This window comes from Herbaspirillum sp. C9C3 (assembly GCF_013359625.1).
Lineage (GTDB): Bacteria > Pseudomonadota > Gammaproteobacteria > Burkholderiales > Burkholderiaceae_D > Herbaspirillum.
In genome coordinates this window covers 23,886-41,773 of record NZ_JABFMQ010000006.1, presented here as the reverse complement: position 1 = coordinate 41,773, position 17,888 = coordinate 23,886, and the positions used below count along the sequence as shown (strand labels likewise).

Sequence of the window (17,888 nt, the reverse complement as noted above, 5' to 3'; positions counted from 1 at the left end):
CGGGCCTTGGTCTTTTCATTCATTTTTTGCCTCACCGCGCCTTTTCCTCCCACCAGGTGCTGATCACATAGGGATCGGCCTGGTAGTAGAGCGGCGCCACCGCCGGGATACCGAAACGGTTGCGGTAGGCGATGCGATGCGTGGAGGAATACCAGTGCGGCACCACGATGTACTTGTGCAGCAACACACGGTCGAGCGCGCGGGCAGCCGCAGTCAACCTGGCGCGGGTATCGGCGGCCACTACGGTCTGCACCAGCTGGTCCACCACCGGGTCCTTGAGCCCCCAGGCATTGTTGGAACCCTTTTCGTCAGCGGCCCTGGAGCTGAACATGTCGAACAGTTCGTTGCCGGGGCTGCTGGTATCGGGAAAGCGCACGCTGGTCATGTCGAAATCGAAGTCTTCCATGCGCTTGGCCACCAGCGCATAGTCGGCACTGCGTTGGACCACGTCGATGCCCAGCGTACGCAGGTTGCGGGCGAATACGCTGATGACGCGCGACATCGAACTCTGGTCATCGAGTATCTCGAAGGACAGCGGCACGCCCTGGGCATTGCGCACGGCCCCATCACGATAGACCCAGCCGGCCTGGGCCAGCAGCGCGCGGGCCTGGCGCAGGTTGGCGCGCAAGGAAGACGGCGGGTCGGTCGAGGGCGGAACCGGCGCCGGTCCGAAGACCGCAGGATCAAGCTTGAAGCCCTTGGCCTGCAAGGACTTCAGCAGGGCCAGCTCATCGCCTTGCGGCTCCCCCGTGGCGGCCAGTTGGCTGTTGTTGAAGAACGAGTAGATACGCTTGTACTGGCCGTAAAACAGCTGACGGTTCATCCATTCATAATCCAGCGCCAGCCCGATGGCCTGGCGCACGCGTACATCCTTGAACTGGTCGCGCCGCAGGTTCATCACGAAGCCCTGCATGCCGGCGCCGTTGGAATGCCTGAATTCCTTCTTGATGATGCGACCATCGCGGAACTGCGGGCCGGTATAGCTGCGCGCCCAGTTCTTGGCGCTGTATTCCACGACCACGTCAAATTCGCCGGCCTTGAAGGCTTCCAGCCGCGCCAGGTCATCCTTGTAGAAGCGGTAGACGATGCGCTCGAAGTTGAACATGCCGCGTCGGGCCGCGACGTCCTTGCCCCAGTAATCCGGGTTGCGTTTGTAGATGATGCTGCGACCGGTGTCGTAGCTCTCGATCAGATAGGGGCCGGTGCTGATGGGCGGGGTCAGCTGGATCTGGTCGAAGGGCGTGCCCTGTGCCCATTTCCTTGAGAACACCGGTACGCTGGAGACGATCAGCGGCAACTCGTGGTTCTTGCTGGCGAAGTCAAAGCGCACGGTGGCGGCATCGACCACCACGCAGCCCTTGACATCGGCGAAGACCGACTTGTACTGGGGCGCGCCCTTGGCGATGAGGGTGTCGAAGGAGTATTTCACATCCTCGGCAGTGACCTTGTCGCCATTGTTGAAACGCGCCTTGGGGTTCAAGTGGAAGGTCATCGACATGCGGTCCGGGGCCAGCTTCATGTCGTCGGCCAGCAGGCCATAGACGGTGGCGACTTCGTCGGAAGAGGACACGGCCAGGCTCTCGAACATCAGCTGGTCCAGGCCAGCGGCGGCCACGCCCTTCATCGACATGGGATTGAACTTGTCGAAACTGGTGCGACGGTCCGGATTGGCCAGGTACAAGGTGCCGCGCCGGGGCGCATCCGGATTGACGTAGTCGAAATGAGTAAAGCCGGGCCCGTACTTGGGCGTGTCATACAGTGAAAAGGCAGGCTCGGCGAATGCCAGGGTGCCATGGGCCAGGGCGGCGGCCAGCAGGCAGGAGAGAAAAATCTTGGCTGTCTTCAGGGGCGGGACCATGCGGTTGTCTGTCTGCACTCTCGTGGGCTGTGATGTCTCGGGGGCAAGCAAGTCCCGCGCCTGATGGGCTCCGGCCGAATGCCAGCAGCCTGGGGGACAGGATCAGGAAACGATTTCCGTGTCGGGGCATTGTAAAGAGAGCGGCGATTACAGGGAAGCAATTAAAGCAACTTGACGAATGCTGCTTGGCTTGCCGCGTCATGCCCTGCCGGTGCCGCAAAGGTTGCCGCGCCTGCCGCAAGCCCCTACAATCCGGGTCTGTCCCATCCCGGCCGCCGCCGCTGCGCGGCGCCGCTATCATTTACCGGCCGCGCCGCGCCTGCTTCTGCCCCGCAGAAACACGCAATACGCGGCGGACCCTACGGAGTCAACATGGCATTTCTGCAAGGCAAAAAAATCCTGATCACCGGCTTGCTGTCCAACCGTTCCATCGCCTACGGCATCGCCCAGGCGTGCAAGCGCGAAGGTGCTGAACTGGCCTTCACCTATGTGGGTGAGCGCTTCAAGGACCGCATCACCAAGTTCGCCGAGGAATTCGACAGCAAGCTGATTTTCGACTGCGACGTCGGCAGCGATGAGCAGATCAATGCCCTGTTCGCCGATTTGGGCAAGTCCTGGAGCCAGCTGGACGGCCTGGTGCACGCCATCGGCTTCGCCCCCTCCGAAGCGATTGCCGGCGATTTCCTGGAAGGTTTCTCGCGTGAAGGTTTCAAGATCGCCCACGACATCTCCGCCTACAGCTTCCCGGCCATGGCCAAGGCTGCCATGCCGCTGCTGTCCTCCAACGCCGCCCTGCTGACCCTGACCTACCTGGGTTCGGAGCGCGTGGTACCCAACTACAACACCATGGGCCTGGCCAAGGCCTCGCTGGAAGCCTCGGTGCGCTACCTGGCCGAATCGCTGGGCCCCAAGGGCGTGCGCGTCAATGGCGTCTCGGCCGGCCCCATCAAGACCCTGGCAGCCAGCGGCATCAAGGGCTTCGGCAAGATCCTCGGGGCGGTTGCCGCTACCGCCCCGCTGCGCCGCAACGTCACCATCGAAGATGTCGGCAATGCCTCGGCCTTCCTGCTCTCCGACCTGGCCTCGGGCATCACCGGCGAAATCACCTATGTGGATGGTGGCTTCTCCCGCGTCGTGGGTGGAATGGCAGAATAATCAAGCACCGCCCACAATAAAGAGACAGTTTCTCGAAATAGCTTCGTGCCAATTTCGATGTTTTAGGGTATGATTCGCCTTGTGCATTGCAATAACCAATGCACAGGCGAATCGGACGTGAAATCTGTCCTGCAGTGTTTCCAGCCGTATTTGTCCAAGCAGCTTCGCAAGCCTTACCTGTCATTACGACAAGTTCCCAGTAAAAGCCCCCCGCCCCTGGCATCCCTTGATGATGCCGTCCCGGCGCAAAGCTTTTGTGCCGAAATTTCTTTGTATTTTTCATAGTCATTTCGTCGGTTGGCGTTGCTTTTTTTCGTTCAGGCACTCGATGCCCGGCGCGCTCGCGTGCGCCCGTCTCGTGCCTGGCGTTCACTTTCACGAAAGAGATTATGACTTTTGAAGCACTCGGCCTGAACCCTTCGATCATCAAAGCCCTGACCGAAGCAGGCTACACCTCCCCGACCCCGGTGCAGGAAAAGGCCATCCCCGCCGCCATCAGCGGCCAGGATCTGCTGGTGTCCTCGCAGACCGGCTCGGGCAAGACCGCCGCTTTCATGCTGCCGTCGCTGCACCAGCTGGCAGACCTGCCGCAGGCGCCGCAAGCAGCCCGTACCCCCAACCAGGAACGCCAGGCTACCCGTGCCCGTGGCGAGCGTCCGCGTTACCAGCCGGCACAGCCGAAGATGCTGGTGCTGACCCCGACCCGCGAACTGGCCCTGCAAGTGACCACCGCCACTGACAAGTACGGTGCCTACATGCGCCGTGTGCGCGTGGTGTCCATCCTGGGCGGCATGCCTTATCCGAAGCAGATGCAGCTGCTGTCGCGCAACCCGGAAATCCTGGTGGCGACCCCGGGCCGTCTGATCGACCATATGGAGTCGGGCAAGATCGACTTCTCGCAACTGCAGATCCTGGTGCTGGACGAAGCCGACCGCATGCTGGACATGGGCTTCATCGACGACATCGAAAAGATCGTCGCCGCGACCCCGGCCACCCGCCAGACCATGCTGTTCTCGGCCACGCTTGACGGCGTCGTGGGCAACATGGCCAAGCGCATCACCAACAACCCGCTGACCATCCAGATCGCCAGCTCGTCGACCCGTCATGAAAACATCATGCAGCGCGTGCACTTCGTGGATGACCTGTCGCACAAGAACCGCCTGCTGGATCATCTGCTGCGCGACACCAGCATCGACCAGGCCGTGATCTTCACCGCCACCAAGCGTGACGCCGACACCATCGCCGATCGCCTCAACATCGCCGGTTTCGCTGCCGCCGCACTGCATGGCGACATGCACCAGGGCGCCCGCAACCGTACCCTGAACAGCCTGCGCCGCGGCCAGGTGCGCATGCTGGTGGCTACCGACGTGGCCGCGCGCGGCATCGACGTGCCGGGCATCACCCACGTGTTCAACTACGACCTGCCCAAGTTCGCTGAAGACTATGTGCACCGCATCGGCCGTACCGGCCGTGCCGGCCGCAATGGCGTGGCGATCTCGCTGGTCAATCACGCCGAAGGCATGCAGGTCAAGCGCATCGAGCGCTTCACCAAGCAGACCATTCCGGTGGATGTGGTCGAAGGTTTCGAGCCGAAGAAGTCGGCTGCACCGCGCAGCCCGCGCAAGCCGGGTGGCTGGCGTCCGGGTGATGGCCGCAGCAACAGCGGCCCGCGCTTCGGCGCCGGCAACCGCGAAGGCGGTGGTCATCGCGAGGGCGGTTTCGGTGGCAACCGTGAAGGTGGTTTTGGCGGCAATCGTGAAGGCGGCTTCGGTGGCAACCGCGAAGGCCGCAGCTTCGGCGGCGCCAAGCCGAGCAACGGCCCGCGTCGTGAAGGCGGCGGCGGTGGCGGCTACAAGGGCAACAACGGCGGCGGCTTCCGCGCCGATGGCCCGCGCCGCTCCTACGGCGATCGCTGATCGCTGCAAGCTGTCCTGATGTTGAAAAGCCGCTTCCTTGGAAGCGGCTTTTTCTTTGGTGCGACAAAATGCGCCAGCTCAAGCTGAGCACTGTCCTCCCTGCCCCGCCTGCAAAGCGCGAACATCATCGGCAATGGCCTGCACCGCCTTCCCGACCGCCCTCTGCGTGGCAGCGACGACATCGGCATTGGCAGCGCCAGCCACCCGCTCCACCACCGTCAGGCGGCACGCCGCGCTGCGACGGTCATCCGAGCGTGTGATGGTCCAACCGAAGCTGGCCTGGACATGGCCGTTGCGCGCTGCATCGAAATCGCGCAGTTCCACATGGATGCGGTAGCTCGGCTGGTCTGCCGGACGACCACCGCGCGAGACGTCGATGGCGCCCAGTCGCCACGCCACACCAGCGGCCAGTGCATCGCGCAATTCATTGTTGAACGGTGAGGCCCAGCGATCCTGCTCCAGCACTTCCACCTGCGTGCCATCGCTGCGTACCACCAGTTGCGGACGCGCCAGGCGGTCGGGCACGGACACCGGCATGACTTCGATGAAGGTCTGCGGCCCCTGGCTGGTCGCACGTACGGACGCGCCGCCATCGGCCGGGGCCGCCAGCGTGTAGAAGCGCGTCGGCGGTGAACTGCCGCAGGCGGCCAGCAGGGAAGCGGCCAGTACGGTCGCCACCAGGGTCTTGAGGGAGAACGAAGTCTTGTCTTGCATCATGGCTCCTGTTTGCCCCGGATCAGCGCTTCCGGATGCTGTTGCAGGTAATCGGTGAGGATACGGATCGAGGCCGCAGCCTTGGACAGTTCCTGCATGGTCTGGCGGATGTCCGACTGCAGCGGTGCATCATCGGAGAGCGTGCGCTCGGCGGCATTCAAGGACTTGCGGGCATCCTTCATGGTCGCCTGCATCTCCGGCGCGATGTCGTTGTTGATGTGTGCGGCCGTCTGCTCGGCCGTGGTCAAGGTCTTGTTCAAGGTCTTCAGAGTAGTCTGCAGATCGCGACCGATCTCGTCGAACGGTACCTTGGAAAGCTTGCCCGCAATGTCGGAGAGCTGCTTCTGCAGTTCGTCCAGGCTGCCCGGGATGGTCGGCAGCTCCAGCGGCACCTTGTCCGGATCGATCTGCGCCGGCTTGGCCTTGGGGAAGAAATCGATCGCCACATACAGCTGGCCGGTCAGCAAGTTGCCATTGCGCAGTTGCGCACGCATGCCGCGCTTGACCAGCATGCGCAACAACTGCGCGTTGGAACGGCGCTGCTCGCCGGTCTCTTCGTGGAAGCGGCGGCCCAAACGATCCGGATAGATCTGCACCAGCACCGGCATGCGGAATTCACCGCGCGCCTTGTCGTACTCCACGCCGATGCTCTTGACCTCGCCCAGCACCACGCCACGGAAGTCCACCGCCGCACCCGGCTGCAGGCCACGCAGGGACTGGTCGAAATACAGCAGGGCCGTTTGCGGCGCGCCATCCGGCTCCTTCATGGCAGTGCTTTCATCTTCCACCAGCGCATACTCGGTGCCCTCCTTGGCCGGTGGGCTCACGTGCTGTTCATCGCGCTCGCGGAAGGCGATGCCACCCAGCACCACCGTGGAGAGCGCCTGGGTGTGCAGCTTGAAGCCGCTGGCGTTGAGTTCCATGTCGAAGCCGCTGGCATGCCAGAAGCGCGAAGCCTGGGTGACAAACTTGTCGTAGGGCGCATTGACGAAGATGCGCAGGGTCACCCCCCGACCATCGCTGTCGAGGTCATAGGCAACTACCTGACCGACCTTGATGCGCCGATAGAAGATGGGCGAGCCGATATCCAGCGAACCCAGGTCATCGGTATGCAGCACGAACTGCCGTCCCGAGGCATCGCGCGTGACGATGGGGGGCTGCTCCAGGCCGACGAAGTCTTTCTTGGTCTCTTCCGAGACACCGGCATCGGCGCCGATGTAGGCCCCCGAAAGCAAGGTGCCCAGGCCCGAGATGCCCGAGGCGGCAATGCGCGGACGCACCACCCAGAAACGCGTGTCCTCGGCATTGAAACCGGAAGCGTCCTGGTTGAGCTGGATGCCCACCAGCACGTGCGAACGATCGGCGGCCAGCTTCAGGCTCTGCACCTGGCCGATCTCGACATCCTTGTACTTCACCCTGGTCTTGCCGGCCTCCAACCCTTCTGCGGAACGGAAGCTGACCGTGACCATGGGGCCGCGCTCGACCAGGATCTTGGCCACCAGCGTCAGGCCGACGATGGCCGCAACGATGGGAATGAGCCACACCAGCGAGGGCAGCCAGTTGCGCTGGCGCGCGCGGCGCGGTTGCAGCAGCGCCGGCTTGTCATCGGAATGATCGGGTGGAGTCATGCGGTTTCCTGTGGCTTGTTGACGTTGTCATGGGGAGAAGCAGTATCGGGGAGCGGCTGGCCAGGTGCAGGGAAGGCCTGATCGGTCTCGCGCTCGTCCCAGATGAGGCGCGGGTCAAAGGCCAGCGAGGCCAGCATGGTCAGCACCACCACTGCGCCGAAGGCGGCGATGCCGATACCGGCGTGGATATTGGCAAAGCCGTGGATCTTGACCAGCCCGGTCAGGACCGAGACCACGAAAACATCCAGCATGGACCAGCGTCCGATGGCCTCGACCACGCGATACAGCCTGGCGCGCTGCAGCCGGCGCCAGCGACTGCGGCGACGGGCCGAGAAAACCAGGATGCCCAGCGCCACCAGCTTGAACAGCGGCACCAGAAAGCTGGCCACGAATACCACCAGCGCCAGGCCCCATTCACCGGATGTCCAGAAATAGATGACGCCGGAGAGAATGGTGTCGCGCTGTTCATCGAACAGGGTACGGGTCACCATCACCGGCATCATGTTGGCCGGAATGTACATGATGCAGGCCGCAATCAGGAGCGCCCAGGTACGGGTGAGGCTATCGATCTTGCGTACGTGCAGCCGCGCATGGCACACGCCGCAAGCTTGATGGGGCTGGGCCCCTTCCCACACGGTGCCGCAGTGATGGCAGCCGATCACGCCCAGCGCAGCGGCATCCTGCACGGGCAGGTCTTCATCCGGCTCTTGAGTGAGGTCGGGCGCATGCGATGTCACCTGGCGGGTGAAGAAGCTCATGCACCGACCTCCTTGTCACCGTATTGCCCGGCTTGCTGCTGCTCCCACACGTGCCAGAGGTAGCGTGGATTGAAAGACACCACGACCGTCAGCAGCACCGTCAGTCCACCGAAGGACCACAAGGCCGGACCGGGGATGACCTCGGCCATGTTGGACAGCTTGATCAGCGCCACCAGCACGCCCAGCATGAACACCTCGATCATGCCCCAGGGCCGTGCCACCTGCATGAGCCGCAGCAGCAGCACGAAGCCGGGCGGACGTGACTGGCGTCCCCCCGGCAGCAACAGGTAGAGCAACACCCCCAGCTGGATCAGCGGGAACAGCAAGGTCGTGGCCAGCACCAGCAGGGCCACCTCCGACATGCCGTCACGGGTCAACGCCACCACCGCGCCGATCAGCGTGGTCTGGCTGGAGAGCCCCTGCAGCTCGATGGTCACGATGGGAAAGGCATTGGCGATCACGAACAGGATCAGCGCAGCAATGGTCAGCGGCAGCAGGTGCTGCAGGCGGCGACCGGTATCACGCTCCAGTTCGGCGCCACAACGCAGGCAGCGGGCGACCTCGCGCTCGCCCAGCGTCATGCGCTGGTAGACGGCGTCGCATTCTTCGCAAACGATGAGGTCGGTACGTTTCTGCATGGATGTTGGCGGTTATTGACTATCCTTCCGGGGTGGCGGAGGCGTCGGCATTCTGTTGTTTGTTCTTCGTGGCAGGCGACGCAGAGAGCGGTGCCGGCGCAACAAGTCAACCCTGGTTGGCAAAAGGACTACTGCAGCGCTCGGTTTGGAGCATTTTCACCCGGCGGCGTTCCATCCTCACAAGGAATTGATATTGCAGCAATGCAGATAAATGACCAGCCGGTTATTAACAAGACGATTCTAGCAACGAATTTATTGGAATGTACCTTTCTTTTACGTGTGTCAACCGTGTGTAAAAAAGATAGCCCTTGACAAGCGGATGCCCAATCTTCTACATTGCTCGGATGAACTCCGCAGCAACCACCTCCATCCGCCACAACAGCGCCAGCAGCCTGCTAGCGTTGCTATCGGTGTCGCTACTACTAGCCTCGCGCTAAAATCCGTTTTCCTGTCGTATCCGCTGACTTTACGCGATCCGGCAAACCCACAAAATCCAGCAGGTCCGGCAGTACAACCAGGCAGTGACGCGCGTTCCATGATGAAAGCCGACGTCGCCGCCCACCAGGCCAAGCATATGTATTCGATGATCCGCACAATCTGCAACCAGCGCGCGCAACTGCCCCAGGCAGGCGCCCCGCTGCGGGAGATGCCGCCTCTGGCTCTATGAAGGGTTGCCTGGCCACGCGCTCGTGGCAGCCAGGCAACCCGATCGGCCACATCTGACGCACTGAAGCATTCACGTATCCAAGCACTGAAGCATTCCACGCCATCCGGAAACCAAGAGGTCCATCATGATGTTAAGCAACCCCGCCGCCAAATACCGTCCCTTCCCTGCCATCGACCTGCCCGACCGCACCTGGCCCGGCAAGGTCATCGACACTCCGCCGATCTGGATGAGCACCGACCTGCGCGATGGCAACCAGGCCCTGATCGAACCGATGAACGCCGAGCGCAAGCTGCGCTTTTTCGAACTGCTGTTGAAGACCGGCCTGAAGGAAATCGAAGTCGGCTTCCCCTCCGCCTCGCAGACCGATTTCGATTTCGTGCGCAAGCTCATCGTCGAGAACCGCATCCCCGATGACGTCACCATCATCGTGCTGACCCAGTCGCGCGAAGAACTGATCCGCCGCACCGTCGAATCGCTGGAAGGCGCCAAGAAGGCCATCGTCCACCTGTACAACTCGGTGGCCCCGGCCTTCCGCAAGATCGTCTTCAACATGTCGCGCGAGGAGATCAAGAACATCGCCGTCACCGGCACCCGCCTGGTCAAGGAACTGACCGATGCGCGCCCGGGCACCGAATGGCGCTTCGAATACTCGCCGGAATCCTTCAGCACCACCGAGCTGGATTTCTCCAAGGACATCTGCGATGCCGTCTGCGAAACCTGGGGTGCCACGCCGCAGCGCAAGATCATCCTGAACCTGCCCTCCACCGTCGAGTGCGCCACCCCCAACGTCTACGCCGACCAGATCGAATGGATGTGCCGCAACCTGAAGCACCGCGACAGCACCATCATCTCGGTGCACCCGCACAATGATCGCGGCACCGCCGTGGCCTCGGCCGAGCTGGCCGTGATGGCCGGCGCCGACCGCGTCGAGGGCTGCCTGTTCGGCAACGGCGAGCGCACCGGCAACGTCGACCTGGTCACGCTGGCATTGAACCTGTACACCCAGGGCGTGAACCCGGGCCTGGACTTCTCCGATATCGACGTGGTGCGCCAGGTGGTGGAAGAATGCAACCAGATCCCCGTTCACCCGCGCCACCCGTATGTCGGCGATCTGGTCTTCACGGCCTTCTCCGGCTCGCATCAGGACGCGATCAAGAAGGGCTTCGCCAAGCAGCAGCCCGACGCCATCTGGGAAGTACCCTATCTGCCGATCGACCCGGCCGACCTGGGCCGCAGCTACGATGCCGTCATCCGCGTCAACAGCCAGTCCGGCAAGGGCGGCATGGCCTACCTGCTGGAACAGGAATATGGCCTGGCCCTGCCGCGCCGCTTGCAGATCGAGTTCTCGCGCGCCATCCAGCGCGAGGCCGATGCCACCGGCAAGGAAATCGCCGCCTCCGATATCCACGCCATCTTCCAGCGTGAATACCTGGAGCGCGTAGAGCCCTATGTCTACCGTGCGCACCGCATGTCCGAAGACAGCTCCAAGGCCGAATCCATCAACATCGAAGTCGACATCGTACGCAATGGCCAGCCGGTGACCGTGCGCGGCAGCGGCAATGGTCCCATCGATGCCTTCGTGCATGCGCTGGGCCTGGACATCAAGTTGATGGACTTCCATGAACACGCCATCGGTGCCGGCGCCGACGCCAAGGCTGCCAGCTATATCGAGCTGCGCCTGAACGAAGCCCCGACCGGATTCGGTGTGGGCATCGACGCCAACATCGTGACTGCCTCCTTCAAGGCCGTGCTGTCTGCCGTGAACCGCCAGATCGCCATCAGCGAGAGCGCCAACCAGGCTGGCTCCGCACAGGCCAAGGCTGCCTGAAACGGAATCCGGCCGGCGATCCCGGCCGCTTTCTGAACGCGACGCCGCCCTACCGGGCGGCGTTGTTGCATCCCCCTCCCCCGCCCTCTTGCCGTCTGACGTCGTTGCACGGCCGCCACGTTGATGCGCGGCAATCTGCGCTGATCCTCGTTTTCCCTGACGCCGAACAAGTTCGCAGAATTTACGTGTGCCAAACGTTCTCAATGTACGTAACTGGCTTATTATTGCTTGCTGGTCGTCATACCAGTCAAAAGTCACATGCCACGTGTGACATCTCTCATCAGCAAGCCGCATCCACATTTTTCGGGGGGAAAATCATGCGCTTCAACAATCTCAGCATTTCCATACGACTCACACTCGCGTTCTCGGTACTGATCCTGGTGATCGCCGCCATCGTCACGCTGGGCCTGGCCCGCTTGAGCAACATCAACCAGGCGCTGGACCTGGTGGTCAATGACCGCTACAAGAAGATCGACATCATCAACAACATTTCCGGCAGGGTCGACGATCTGGCCATCTCGCTGCGCAACCAGTTGCTCATGAGCGATCCGGCGCAGATTGCCAACGAACAACAAACCATCGAGCGCCTGTCAGCGGAAAACACCAAGCTCTACGATGAACTGGGCCGCCTGATCGTCAATGCGGAGGCCCGCGCCAAGTTCGAAAAGGTTACGGAAACGCGCAAGAGCTACGCCGCCCTGCGCAAGGAGATCGACCGTCTCTACAACAGTGGCGAGAAGGATGCCGCCATCAAGCTCATGCTGGAGCAGATGATGCCGCTGCAGAAACTCTATTTCGGCCATCTCGATGCGCTCTCGGACATGCAGCAGAAACTGATGGATCAGTCGGTTGCCGATGCCGAAGCCATCTACAGCTCCACCCGCACCATCATGCTGGTCTCCGGCCTCCTCTCGGCGCTGTTCGCCGCCTTCATCGCCTGGACCATCTCGCGCAGCATCACCCGTCCGCTCAGCCGTGCCGTGGAAGTGGCCGAGACCGTGGCGGCGGGGGATCTGACCGCCGTCATCGCCGCCCACTCCAACGATGAAACCGGCCGACTGCTGCAGGCGCTGGCGGCCATGAACCAGAAGCTCAAGGCCATCGTGCAGGAGGTGCGGCGCGGTACCGACTCCATGGTCACCGCCTCGACCCAGATCGCCAGCGGCAACCTGGACCTGTCCTCGCGCACCGAGGAGCAGGCCAGCGCCCTGGAAGAAACCGCCTCCTCGCTCGAACAGCTGACCTCCAGCGTCAAACAGAATGCCGACCACACCCGCAAGTCCAGCGAGTTGGCCGGCAACGCCACGCAAGTGGCCAACCAGGGCGGCCAGACCGTCAAGCAGGTGGTGCAGACCATGGGCGCCATCAATGATTCCTCGCGCAAGATCGTGGACATCATCTCGGTCATCGACGGCATCGCCTTCCAGACCAACATCCTGGCGCTGAATGCGGCCGTGGAGGCAGCACGCGCAGGGGAACAGGGCCGTGGCTTCGCGGTGGTGGCGTCGGAAGTGCGCGGCCTGGCCCAGCGTTCGGCCACCGCCGCCAAGGAAATCAAGGAACTCATCAATGATTCCGTCGGCCAGGTCACGGCCGGCACTGAACTGGTGGCACAGGCCGGCAGCACCATGGATGAGGTGGTCCACAGCATCGAGCAGGTCAGCCACATCGTCGGGGAAATCTCGGCCGCCACGCGCGAGCAGAGCGATGGCATCGAGCAGGTCAACCAGGCCATCATGCAGATGGACAACACTACCCAGCAGAATGCCGCGCTGGTGGAGGAAGCCGCCGCCGCCGCGCAGGCCTTGCAGGATCAGGCGCAGCGACTGCTGGAACTGGTGAGCGTGTTCCGTCTCGATGACCTGGGCACGGCACCCGCACCGGCTCCGGTGGTGCGCGCCGCACCGTTGCGCACGGCGACACCGGCATCGACGACGGCCCTGCCCGGCAAGCCGCCCGCAGTCCGCGCCGCGGCTGCCGCGCCGGCACCACGCGCGCTTCCGGCCACCAGCAAGGAAGACAAATCGGAAGAGTGGGAAACCTTCTGAGAGGTCAAAGTCGGTACCGCCACCAGGGCCGGCTGCGGCCCTGGTGGCAGCTTGAAGACGCAAGCAAGGCCATCAGCCCTGGCGGGCCAGACGTATGCCGCTGACCTGCCAGCGTGCGCTGGCCGGGAAGAAATTGCGATAGGTCAACCGTGCGTGGTTCAGCGGCGTGGCCGAAGATGACCCACGCAGCACGTACTGGTTGACCATGAATTTGCCATTGTATTCACCTACCGCACCCGGTGCGGCGGTGAAGCCGGGGTAAGGCCCATAGCTGCTGCTGGTCCACTGCCAGGCCACGCCAAAAAATTCACGTCCGCGCCCATGCAGCCGCGCGGCGGCATGTTCCCACTCGGCCTCGGTCAACAGACGGGCCTGAGCCCAGCGGGCATAGGCATCGGCCTCGTAATACGAGAGATGCACGGCAGCCCGATGCGGCTGCAAGGGCTGTACGCCATACTCGGTGAATTCGCGCCACTGGCCGTCGGCGCCGCGGCGCCAGTACAGGGGATGCGACAGGCCAGCCTGCCGCTTCCATTCCCATCCCTCGGACAACCACAGTGCGGCATCTTCATAACCGCCCGCCTCAACGAAGGCCAGGTATTCGGCATTGTTCACCAGCCGCGAAGCGCACTGGTAGGGCTCGACGAACTGGCGATGGCGCGGCGTCTCGTTGTCGAAGCAAAAGCCGCCACCGGCATGACCGATCTCGACGATACCGGCCTCGATGCGATGCCAGCGCAGCGCCAGCTCGGCCGGGTCGTCCAGCTGCAGGTTCATCGGCAGGGGTTGATAGGCCGGTTGCAGCGGGTTCATCGACAGCAGGAACTTGATGTCGGTGAGCATCAGCTCCTGATGCTGCTGCTCGTGCTGCATGCCCAATTCCAGCAGCGCAAGGAAACCCGACAGTTGCGGATGCGCGCTGCCCGCGTCGCCGGGTTCCGACTCCAGGGCATCGATGAGCAGCAGCATGCGTGCATCGACCTGCTCGCGATAGGCCAGCACCTCCTCCAGCGCGGGCCGCGTGAGCAACCCGCGCTGCGGACGCGGAAACTTCTCGCCCACGCCCTCGTAGTAGGAATTGAAGAGCACGCGGAACTGCGGATGGAAGGGCGTAAAGCCGCTCTGGAAACGCTCCAGCAGGAAGGTTTCGAAGAACCAGGTGGTGTGGGCCAGGTGCCACTTGACGGGGCTGGCATCCGGCATGGCCTGCACGCAGCAATCCTCGGCCGAGAGCGGTTCGGCGATGAGCAGGGACTGCCGGCGCAGGCGCCGGTAACGGTCGCCCAGGCGCTCGCGCGGGCGTTGATGGAGGTGCTGGACGGCAGCGTCGATGACGGCATCGATGGTGGCAGCGGTGGCGGCAGTGACGACGGCCTGGTCGTCTTCGCCTTGCGTGGTGGTGTCCTGGGTAATGACGGAAGGCATCCGGTCTCCTGCAAGAATCATTGAATCAATATGGGCCAGCGCCGCCTAGCGCGCCTGCGCATGGCAGACCGCGAACCAGCGCCGCTGGTCAAACCACAGGCGGCAATTGCCGAATCCGGCTTCGTCCAGCAGGCCCAGGATGTCCTGCTCGGTGAACTTGTGGCTGTATTCAGTATGGATGCGCTCGCCCTGATGGAAGGTGCGGCGTCCGCCCGGCCAGCGCACGATCAGGTCGCGCCGCGCTTCGAGGTGCATTTCGATGCGCTGCTGGCGGCCGTTGTAGAAGGCCACGTGGCGCCAGTCGCGGGGGCTGAAGTCAGCCCCGATCAAGCCGTTCACATGGTTGAGCAGGTTCAGGTTGAATGCCGCTGTCACACCGATGGCATCGTCATAGGCCGCTTCCAGCACGCGCGCATCCTTGACCAGATCCAGCCCGATGAGAATGCCGCCATCGCTGGCACCGAGCGGCAAGGCCGCACGCACCCGGCGCAGGAAGTCCAGCGCCTGGCGTGGATCGAAGTTGCCCAGCGAGGAACCGGGATAGAAGAACAGGCGGCGTTGCTGTCGCACCGTTTCCGGCAGTGCCAGCGTGGCGGAGAAATCCATCGCCAGCGGCAACATGGGCAGTTGCGGGAAACGCTCCTGCAAACCGGCCACCGACTGGTGCAGGAAATCGGTGGAGATATCCACCGGCACATATTGTTGCGGCTGCAAGGCCTCGAACAGCGCGGCGGCCTTGGCGCAATTGCCGGCGCCCAGATCGATCAAGGTACAGCCCTGGCCGATGGCCTGCGCCATGGCCTGCTGATGGGCGGCGAAGATGGCGGCTTCGGTACGGGTGGGGTAATACTCGGGCAGAGCACAGATGGCTTCGAAGAGCTTGCTGCCCAGCGCATTATAGAAATATTTGGGTGAGATGGCCGCCTCGGCGGCGGTGAGCCCGGCCAGCAGTTCATCATGTGATGTGCGCTCTGCTGGCGCGGCCTCCCGGCGGGAGGGGATCAGTGCGGGTTGGGCCAAGCGAATCTCCTTGCCTGTCATGGGGTTGGGATGATGCGGATGCCTGCTGCTGCGCTGCGCCGGTCGAGCTGATCGCGCTCGAATCCGCATACTGTAGCAGGGCAAGGCAGGCAAGCAATGGCTGACGGACAACATCGCGTTGTGAGACAAGCTGCGCGATGTCTGCACGGACTGTCTATACTTATGCCTCTTCCGATTAAGGCAAGCCCGGTTGGTTCAACGCAGCCAGCAGTTTTTCCCGGTGTTGACCGGCGACTCTGGCCGTGCGGCAACATGCACGCAACGATTGGCCCGGCAGCCTCAACAGCTCATCCATGTCCATGTCCTCCACGACTCCTTCCCGCATCAACTCCCCTGCCACCGACGCCACGCCAGCCTCGGATTCTCCCACCGCCCGCAAATCCGCGCTGGCCGCACTGCGCGGACTGCTCCCCTTTCTCGCGCCCTACCAGAAGCAGTTCCTGCTGGCCGGCCTGGCGCTGCTGGTGGCGGCCGCAGCCACACTGGCCGTACCCTATGCCTTCAAGCAGATGATCGACCTCGGCTTTGGCGCGGCCGGCAGCAAGAGCGCCAGCCACATCAACCTGTACTTCCTGGCCCTGTTCGGCGTGGCCTGCGTGCTGGGGGTGGCCACGGCGGCACGGTTCTACATGGTGTCCTGGCTGGGCGAGCGGGTCACCGCCGACCTGCGCAGCGCGGTCTATGCCCACGTGGTGACGCAGAGTCCCGAATTCTTCGAAACCACCAAGAGCGGCGAAGTCCTCTCGCGCCTGACCACCGATACCACGCTCATCCAGGCCCTGGTCGGCACCAGCATTTCGATGGCCCTGCGCAATGCCCTGCTGTTCCTGGGCGGCATGAGCATGCTCTTCATCACCAGCGCCAGGCTGACCTCCATCATCATCGTCATGCTGGCGGCCGTGGTGCTGCCCATCGTCTTCTACGGGCGCCGCGTGCGCAAGCTCTCGCGCGCCTCGCAAGACCGCGTGGCCGATGCCGCCGCCATGGCCGGTGAAATCCTCAACGCCATGCCGACCGTGCAAGCCTTCACGCATGAAGAGATCGAGGCGCGCCGCTTCGGCGATTCCGTCGAGCGTGCCTTCCAGACAGCGATGGACCGCATCCGCGCCCGCTCGCTGCTCACCGTCGTAGCCATCCTGCTGGTCTTCGGTGCCATCGTCTTCGTGCTGTGGCTGGGCGCGCATGCGGTCATGCAGGGCCGCATGACCGGCGGCGAGCTGGGCCAGTTCATTCTGTACGCATCCCTGGTGGCCGGTTCGCTGGGCGCCCTCTCGGAAGTGATGGGCGACACCCAGCGCGCCGCCGGCGCCACCGAACGCCTGCTCGACCTGCTGGCGGCGCAGTCGCCGGTACAGTCCGTACTGCTGCCGGAACAACTGCCGCCACGCACCGCCAACGGCGCAGCCCTGAAGATCGAAGACCTGGACTTCCACTATCCCTCGCGCCCCGGCAGCGCATCACTGTCCGGCTTCTCGCTGGATGTGCGTGCGGGAGAGACGGTGGCCGTGGTCGGTCCCTCGGGGGCCGGCAAGACCACGCTGTTTCAGTTGCTGCTGCGTTTCTACGATCCGCAGCACGGCAGTATCCGACTGGAGGGCGTGGACATCCGCTACCTGACCCTCCATGACCTGCGCAAGGCGATCGGCATCGTGCCGCAGGACACCGTGATCTTCTCGGCCAATGCCATGGAAAACATCCGCTTCGGTCGCCCCGATGCCAGCGATGCAGAAGTGATCGCGGCCGCCCGCATGGCCGCTGCGCATGAATTCATCGAACGCCTGCCGGAGGGCTATCAGTGCTTCCTGGGCGAGCGCGGCGTGCGCCTTTCCGGTGGCCAGCGCCAGCGCATCGCCATCGCCCGCGCGCTGCTGAAGAACCCACCGCTGCTGTTGCTGGACGAAGCCACCAGCGCCCTGGATGCCGAATCCGAGCGCCTGGTGCAAAGCGCCCTGGAAGCGGCCATGGTCGGCCGCACCACGCTGGTCATCGCGCACCGCCTGGCCACCGTGCAGCGCGCCGACCGCATCATCGTGCTGGAACACGGTCGCATCGTCGAGACCGGCACCCATGCCGAACTGGTGGCCCGCGATGGCCTCTATGCCAGCCTGGCGGCATTGCAGTTCGAGACGCAATAAGGCATACGGCGGGGGCCGCCGACGCAATTTGAAGAAATCCCCTAGACTGCGCATCTCGGCATCTTCCCGATGCCATG

General features: G+C 63.4%; 13 protein-coding genes. 6 read left to right on the top strand and 7 right to left on the bottom strand.

The window, feature by feature from the left end; translation table 11 throughout:
* Nucleotides 1-31: 31 nt before the first annotated feature.
* The gene (locus HNO82_RS07920; RefSeq protein ID WP_175343313.1) at nucleotides 32-1,858 is read right to left on the bottom strand and encodes an extracellular solute-binding protein; all 1,827 of its coding nucleotides are present in this window, start codon (nucleotides 1,856-1,858) and stop codon (nucleotides 32-34) included.
* Between the two features lie 372 nt (nucleotides 1,859-2,230).
* On the opposite strand from HNO82_RS07920, the gene fabI reads away from it, so the two are divergent.
* Both fabI and HNO82_RS07910 read left to right on the top strand, forming a co-directional pair.
* Nucleotides 2,231-3,013 (top strand): enoyl-ACP reductase FabI, encoded by a 783-nt coding sequence (gene fabI / locus HNO82_RS07915; protein WP_008331118.1) that lies wholly within the window; start codon nucleotides 2,231-2,233, stop codon nucleotides 3,011-3,013.
* A gap of 389 nt (nucleotides 3,014-3,402) precedes the next feature.
* A complete protein-coding gene (locus tag HNO82_RS07910; protein WP_175343312.1) occupies nucleotides 3,403-4,929 on the top strand; it encodes a DEAD/DEAH box helicase in 1,527 nt (508 codons plus the stop codon).
* Between the two features lie 78 nt (nucleotides 4,930-5,007).
* Here HNO82_RS07910 and HNO82_RS07905 read toward each other — a convergent pair whose 3' ends face one another.
* Genes HNO82_RS07905 through HNO82_RS07890 form a run of 4 tightly spaced genes read right to left on the bottom strand, consistent with a single transcriptional unit; the run spans nucleotide 5,008 to nucleotide 8,667 of the window.
* Nucleotides 5,008-5,646, bottom strand: a complete 639-nt coding sequence (locus HNO82_RS07905; protein WP_175343311.1) for a PqiC family protein — start codon at nucleotides 5,644-5,646, stop codon at nucleotides 5,008-5,010.
* Nucleotides 5,643-7,271: a PqiB family protein gene (locus HNO82_RS07900; protein ID WP_175343310.1), complete on the bottom strand. Its 1,629-nt coding sequence runs from the start codon at nucleotides 7,269-7,271 to the stop codon at nucleotides 5,643-5,645. The genes HNO82_RS07905 and HNO82_RS07900 overlap by 4 nt, the downstream gene beginning before the upstream one ends.
* Nucleotides 7,268-8,029 (bottom strand): paraquat-inducible protein A, encoded by a 762-nt coding sequence (locus HNO82_RS07895; RefSeq protein ID WP_008331136.1) that lies wholly within the window; start codon nucleotides 8,027-8,029, stop codon nucleotides 7,268-7,270. Before HNO82_RS07895 ends, HNO82_RS07900 begins: the two co-directional genes overlap by 4 nt.
* Nucleotides 8,026-8,667: a paraquat-inducible protein A gene (locus HNO82_RS07890; RefSeq protein ID WP_008331138.1), complete on the bottom strand. Its 642-nt coding sequence runs from the start codon at nucleotides 8,665-8,667 to the stop codon at nucleotides 8,026-8,028. Before HNO82_RS07890 ends, HNO82_RS07895 begins: the two co-directional genes overlap by 4 nt.
* Nucleotides 8,668-9,202: 535 nt before the next feature.
* On the opposite strand from HNO82_RS07890, the gene HNO82_RS22355 reads away from it, so the two are divergent.
* From HNO82_RS22355 to HNO82_RS07880, 3 genes are all read left to right on the top strand, one after another.
* Nucleotides 9,203-9,334, top strand: a complete 132-nt coding sequence (locus tag HNO82_RS22355) for a hypothetical protein (RefSeq protein WP_008331140.1) — start codon at nucleotides 9,203-9,205, stop codon at nucleotides 9,332-9,334.
* 124 nt (nucleotides 9,335-9,458) lie between these two features.
* Nucleotides 9,459-11,162, top strand: coding sequence for a 2-isopropylmalate synthase (gene leuA, locus HNO82_RS07885; protein ID WP_175343309.1), 1,704 nt, complete (start codon nucleotides 9,459-9,461; stop codon nucleotides 11,160-11,162).
* A gap of 317 nt (nucleotides 11,163-11,479) precedes the next feature.
* Nucleotides 11,480-13,210, top strand: a complete 1,731-nt coding sequence (locus HNO82_RS07880; protein ID WP_175343308.1) for a methyl-accepting chemotaxis protein — start codon at nucleotides 11,480-11,482, stop codon at nucleotides 13,208-13,210.
* Between the two features lie 72 nt (nucleotides 13,211-13,282).
* Here HNO82_RS07880 and egtB read toward each other — a convergent pair whose 3' ends face one another.
* A complete protein-coding gene (gene egtB / locus HNO82_RS07875) occupies nucleotides 13,283-14,635 on the bottom strand; it encodes an ergothioneine biosynthesis protein EgtB (RefSeq protein ID WP_217509846.1) in 1,353 nt (450 codons plus the stop codon).
* Between the two features lie 45 nt (nucleotides 14,636-14,680).
* Complete coding sequence (gene egtD, locus HNO82_RS07870; protein ID WP_175343307.1) at nucleotides 14,681-15,655, bottom strand: L-histidine N(alpha)-methyltransferase; 975 nt, start codon at nucleotides 15,653-15,655, stop codon at nucleotides 14,681-14,683.
* A 314-nt stretch (nucleotides 15,656-15,969) separates the two neighbouring features.
* Here egtD and HNO82_RS07865 point away from each other — a divergent pair, with 314 nt between their 5' ends.
* Nucleotides 15,970-17,811, top strand: a complete 1,842-nt coding sequence (locus tag HNO82_RS07865; RefSeq protein ID WP_175343306.1) for an ABC transporter transmembrane domain-containing protein — start codon at nucleotides 15,970-15,972, stop codon at nucleotides 17,809-17,811.
* Nucleotides 17,812-17,888: the final 77 nt, after the last annotated feature.

Excerpts from the sequence above, each read along its gene's own strand:
- HNO82_RS07920 (WP_175343313.1), bottom strand. The coding sequence starts at position 1,858 with ATGGTCCCGCCCCTGAAGACAGCCAAGATTTTTCTCTCCTGCCTGCTG.
- fabI (WP_008331118.1), top strand. The coding sequence starts at position 2,231 with ATGGCATTTCTGCAAGGCAAAAAAATCCTGATCACCGGCTTGCTGTCC.
- HNO82_RS07910 (WP_175343312.1), top strand. The coding sequence starts at position 3,403 with ATGACTTTTGAAGCACTCGGCCTGAACCCTTCGATCATCAAAGCCCTG.
- HNO82_RS07905 (WP_175343311.1), bottom strand. The coding sequence starts at position 5,646 with ATGATGCAAGACAAGACTTCGTTCTCCCTCAAGACCCTGGTGGCGACC.
- HNO82_RS07900 (WP_175343310.1), bottom strand. The coding sequence starts at position 7,271 with ATGACTCCACCCGATCATTCCGATGACAAGCCGGCGCTGCTGCAACCG.
- HNO82_RS07895 (WP_008331136.1), bottom strand. The coding sequence starts at position 8,029 with ATGAGCTTCTTCACCCGCCAGGTGACATCGCATGCGCCCGACCTCACT.
- HNO82_RS07890 (WP_008331138.1), bottom strand. The coding sequence starts at position 8,667 with ATGCAGAAACGTACCGACCTCATCGTTTGCGAAGAATGCGACGCCGTC.
- HNO82_RS22355 (WP_008331140.1), top strand. The coding sequence starts at position 9,203 with ATGATGAAAGCCGACGTCGCCGCCCACCAGGCCAAGCATATGTATTCG.
- leuA (WP_175343309.1), top strand. The coding sequence starts at position 9,459 with ATGATGTTAAGCAACCCCGCCGCCAAATACCGTCCCTTCCCTGCCATC.
- HNO82_RS07880 (WP_175343308.1), top strand. The coding sequence starts at position 11,480 with ATGCGCTTCAACAATCTCAGCATTTCCATACGACTCACACTCGCGTTC.
- egtB (WP_217509846.1), bottom strand. The coding sequence starts at position 14,635 with ATGCCTTCCGTCATTACCCAGGACACCACCACGCAAGGCGAAGACGAC.
- HNO82_RS07865 (WP_175343306.1), top strand. The coding sequence starts at position 15,970 with ATGTCCATGTCCTCCACGACTCCTTCCCGCATCAACTCCCCTGCCACC.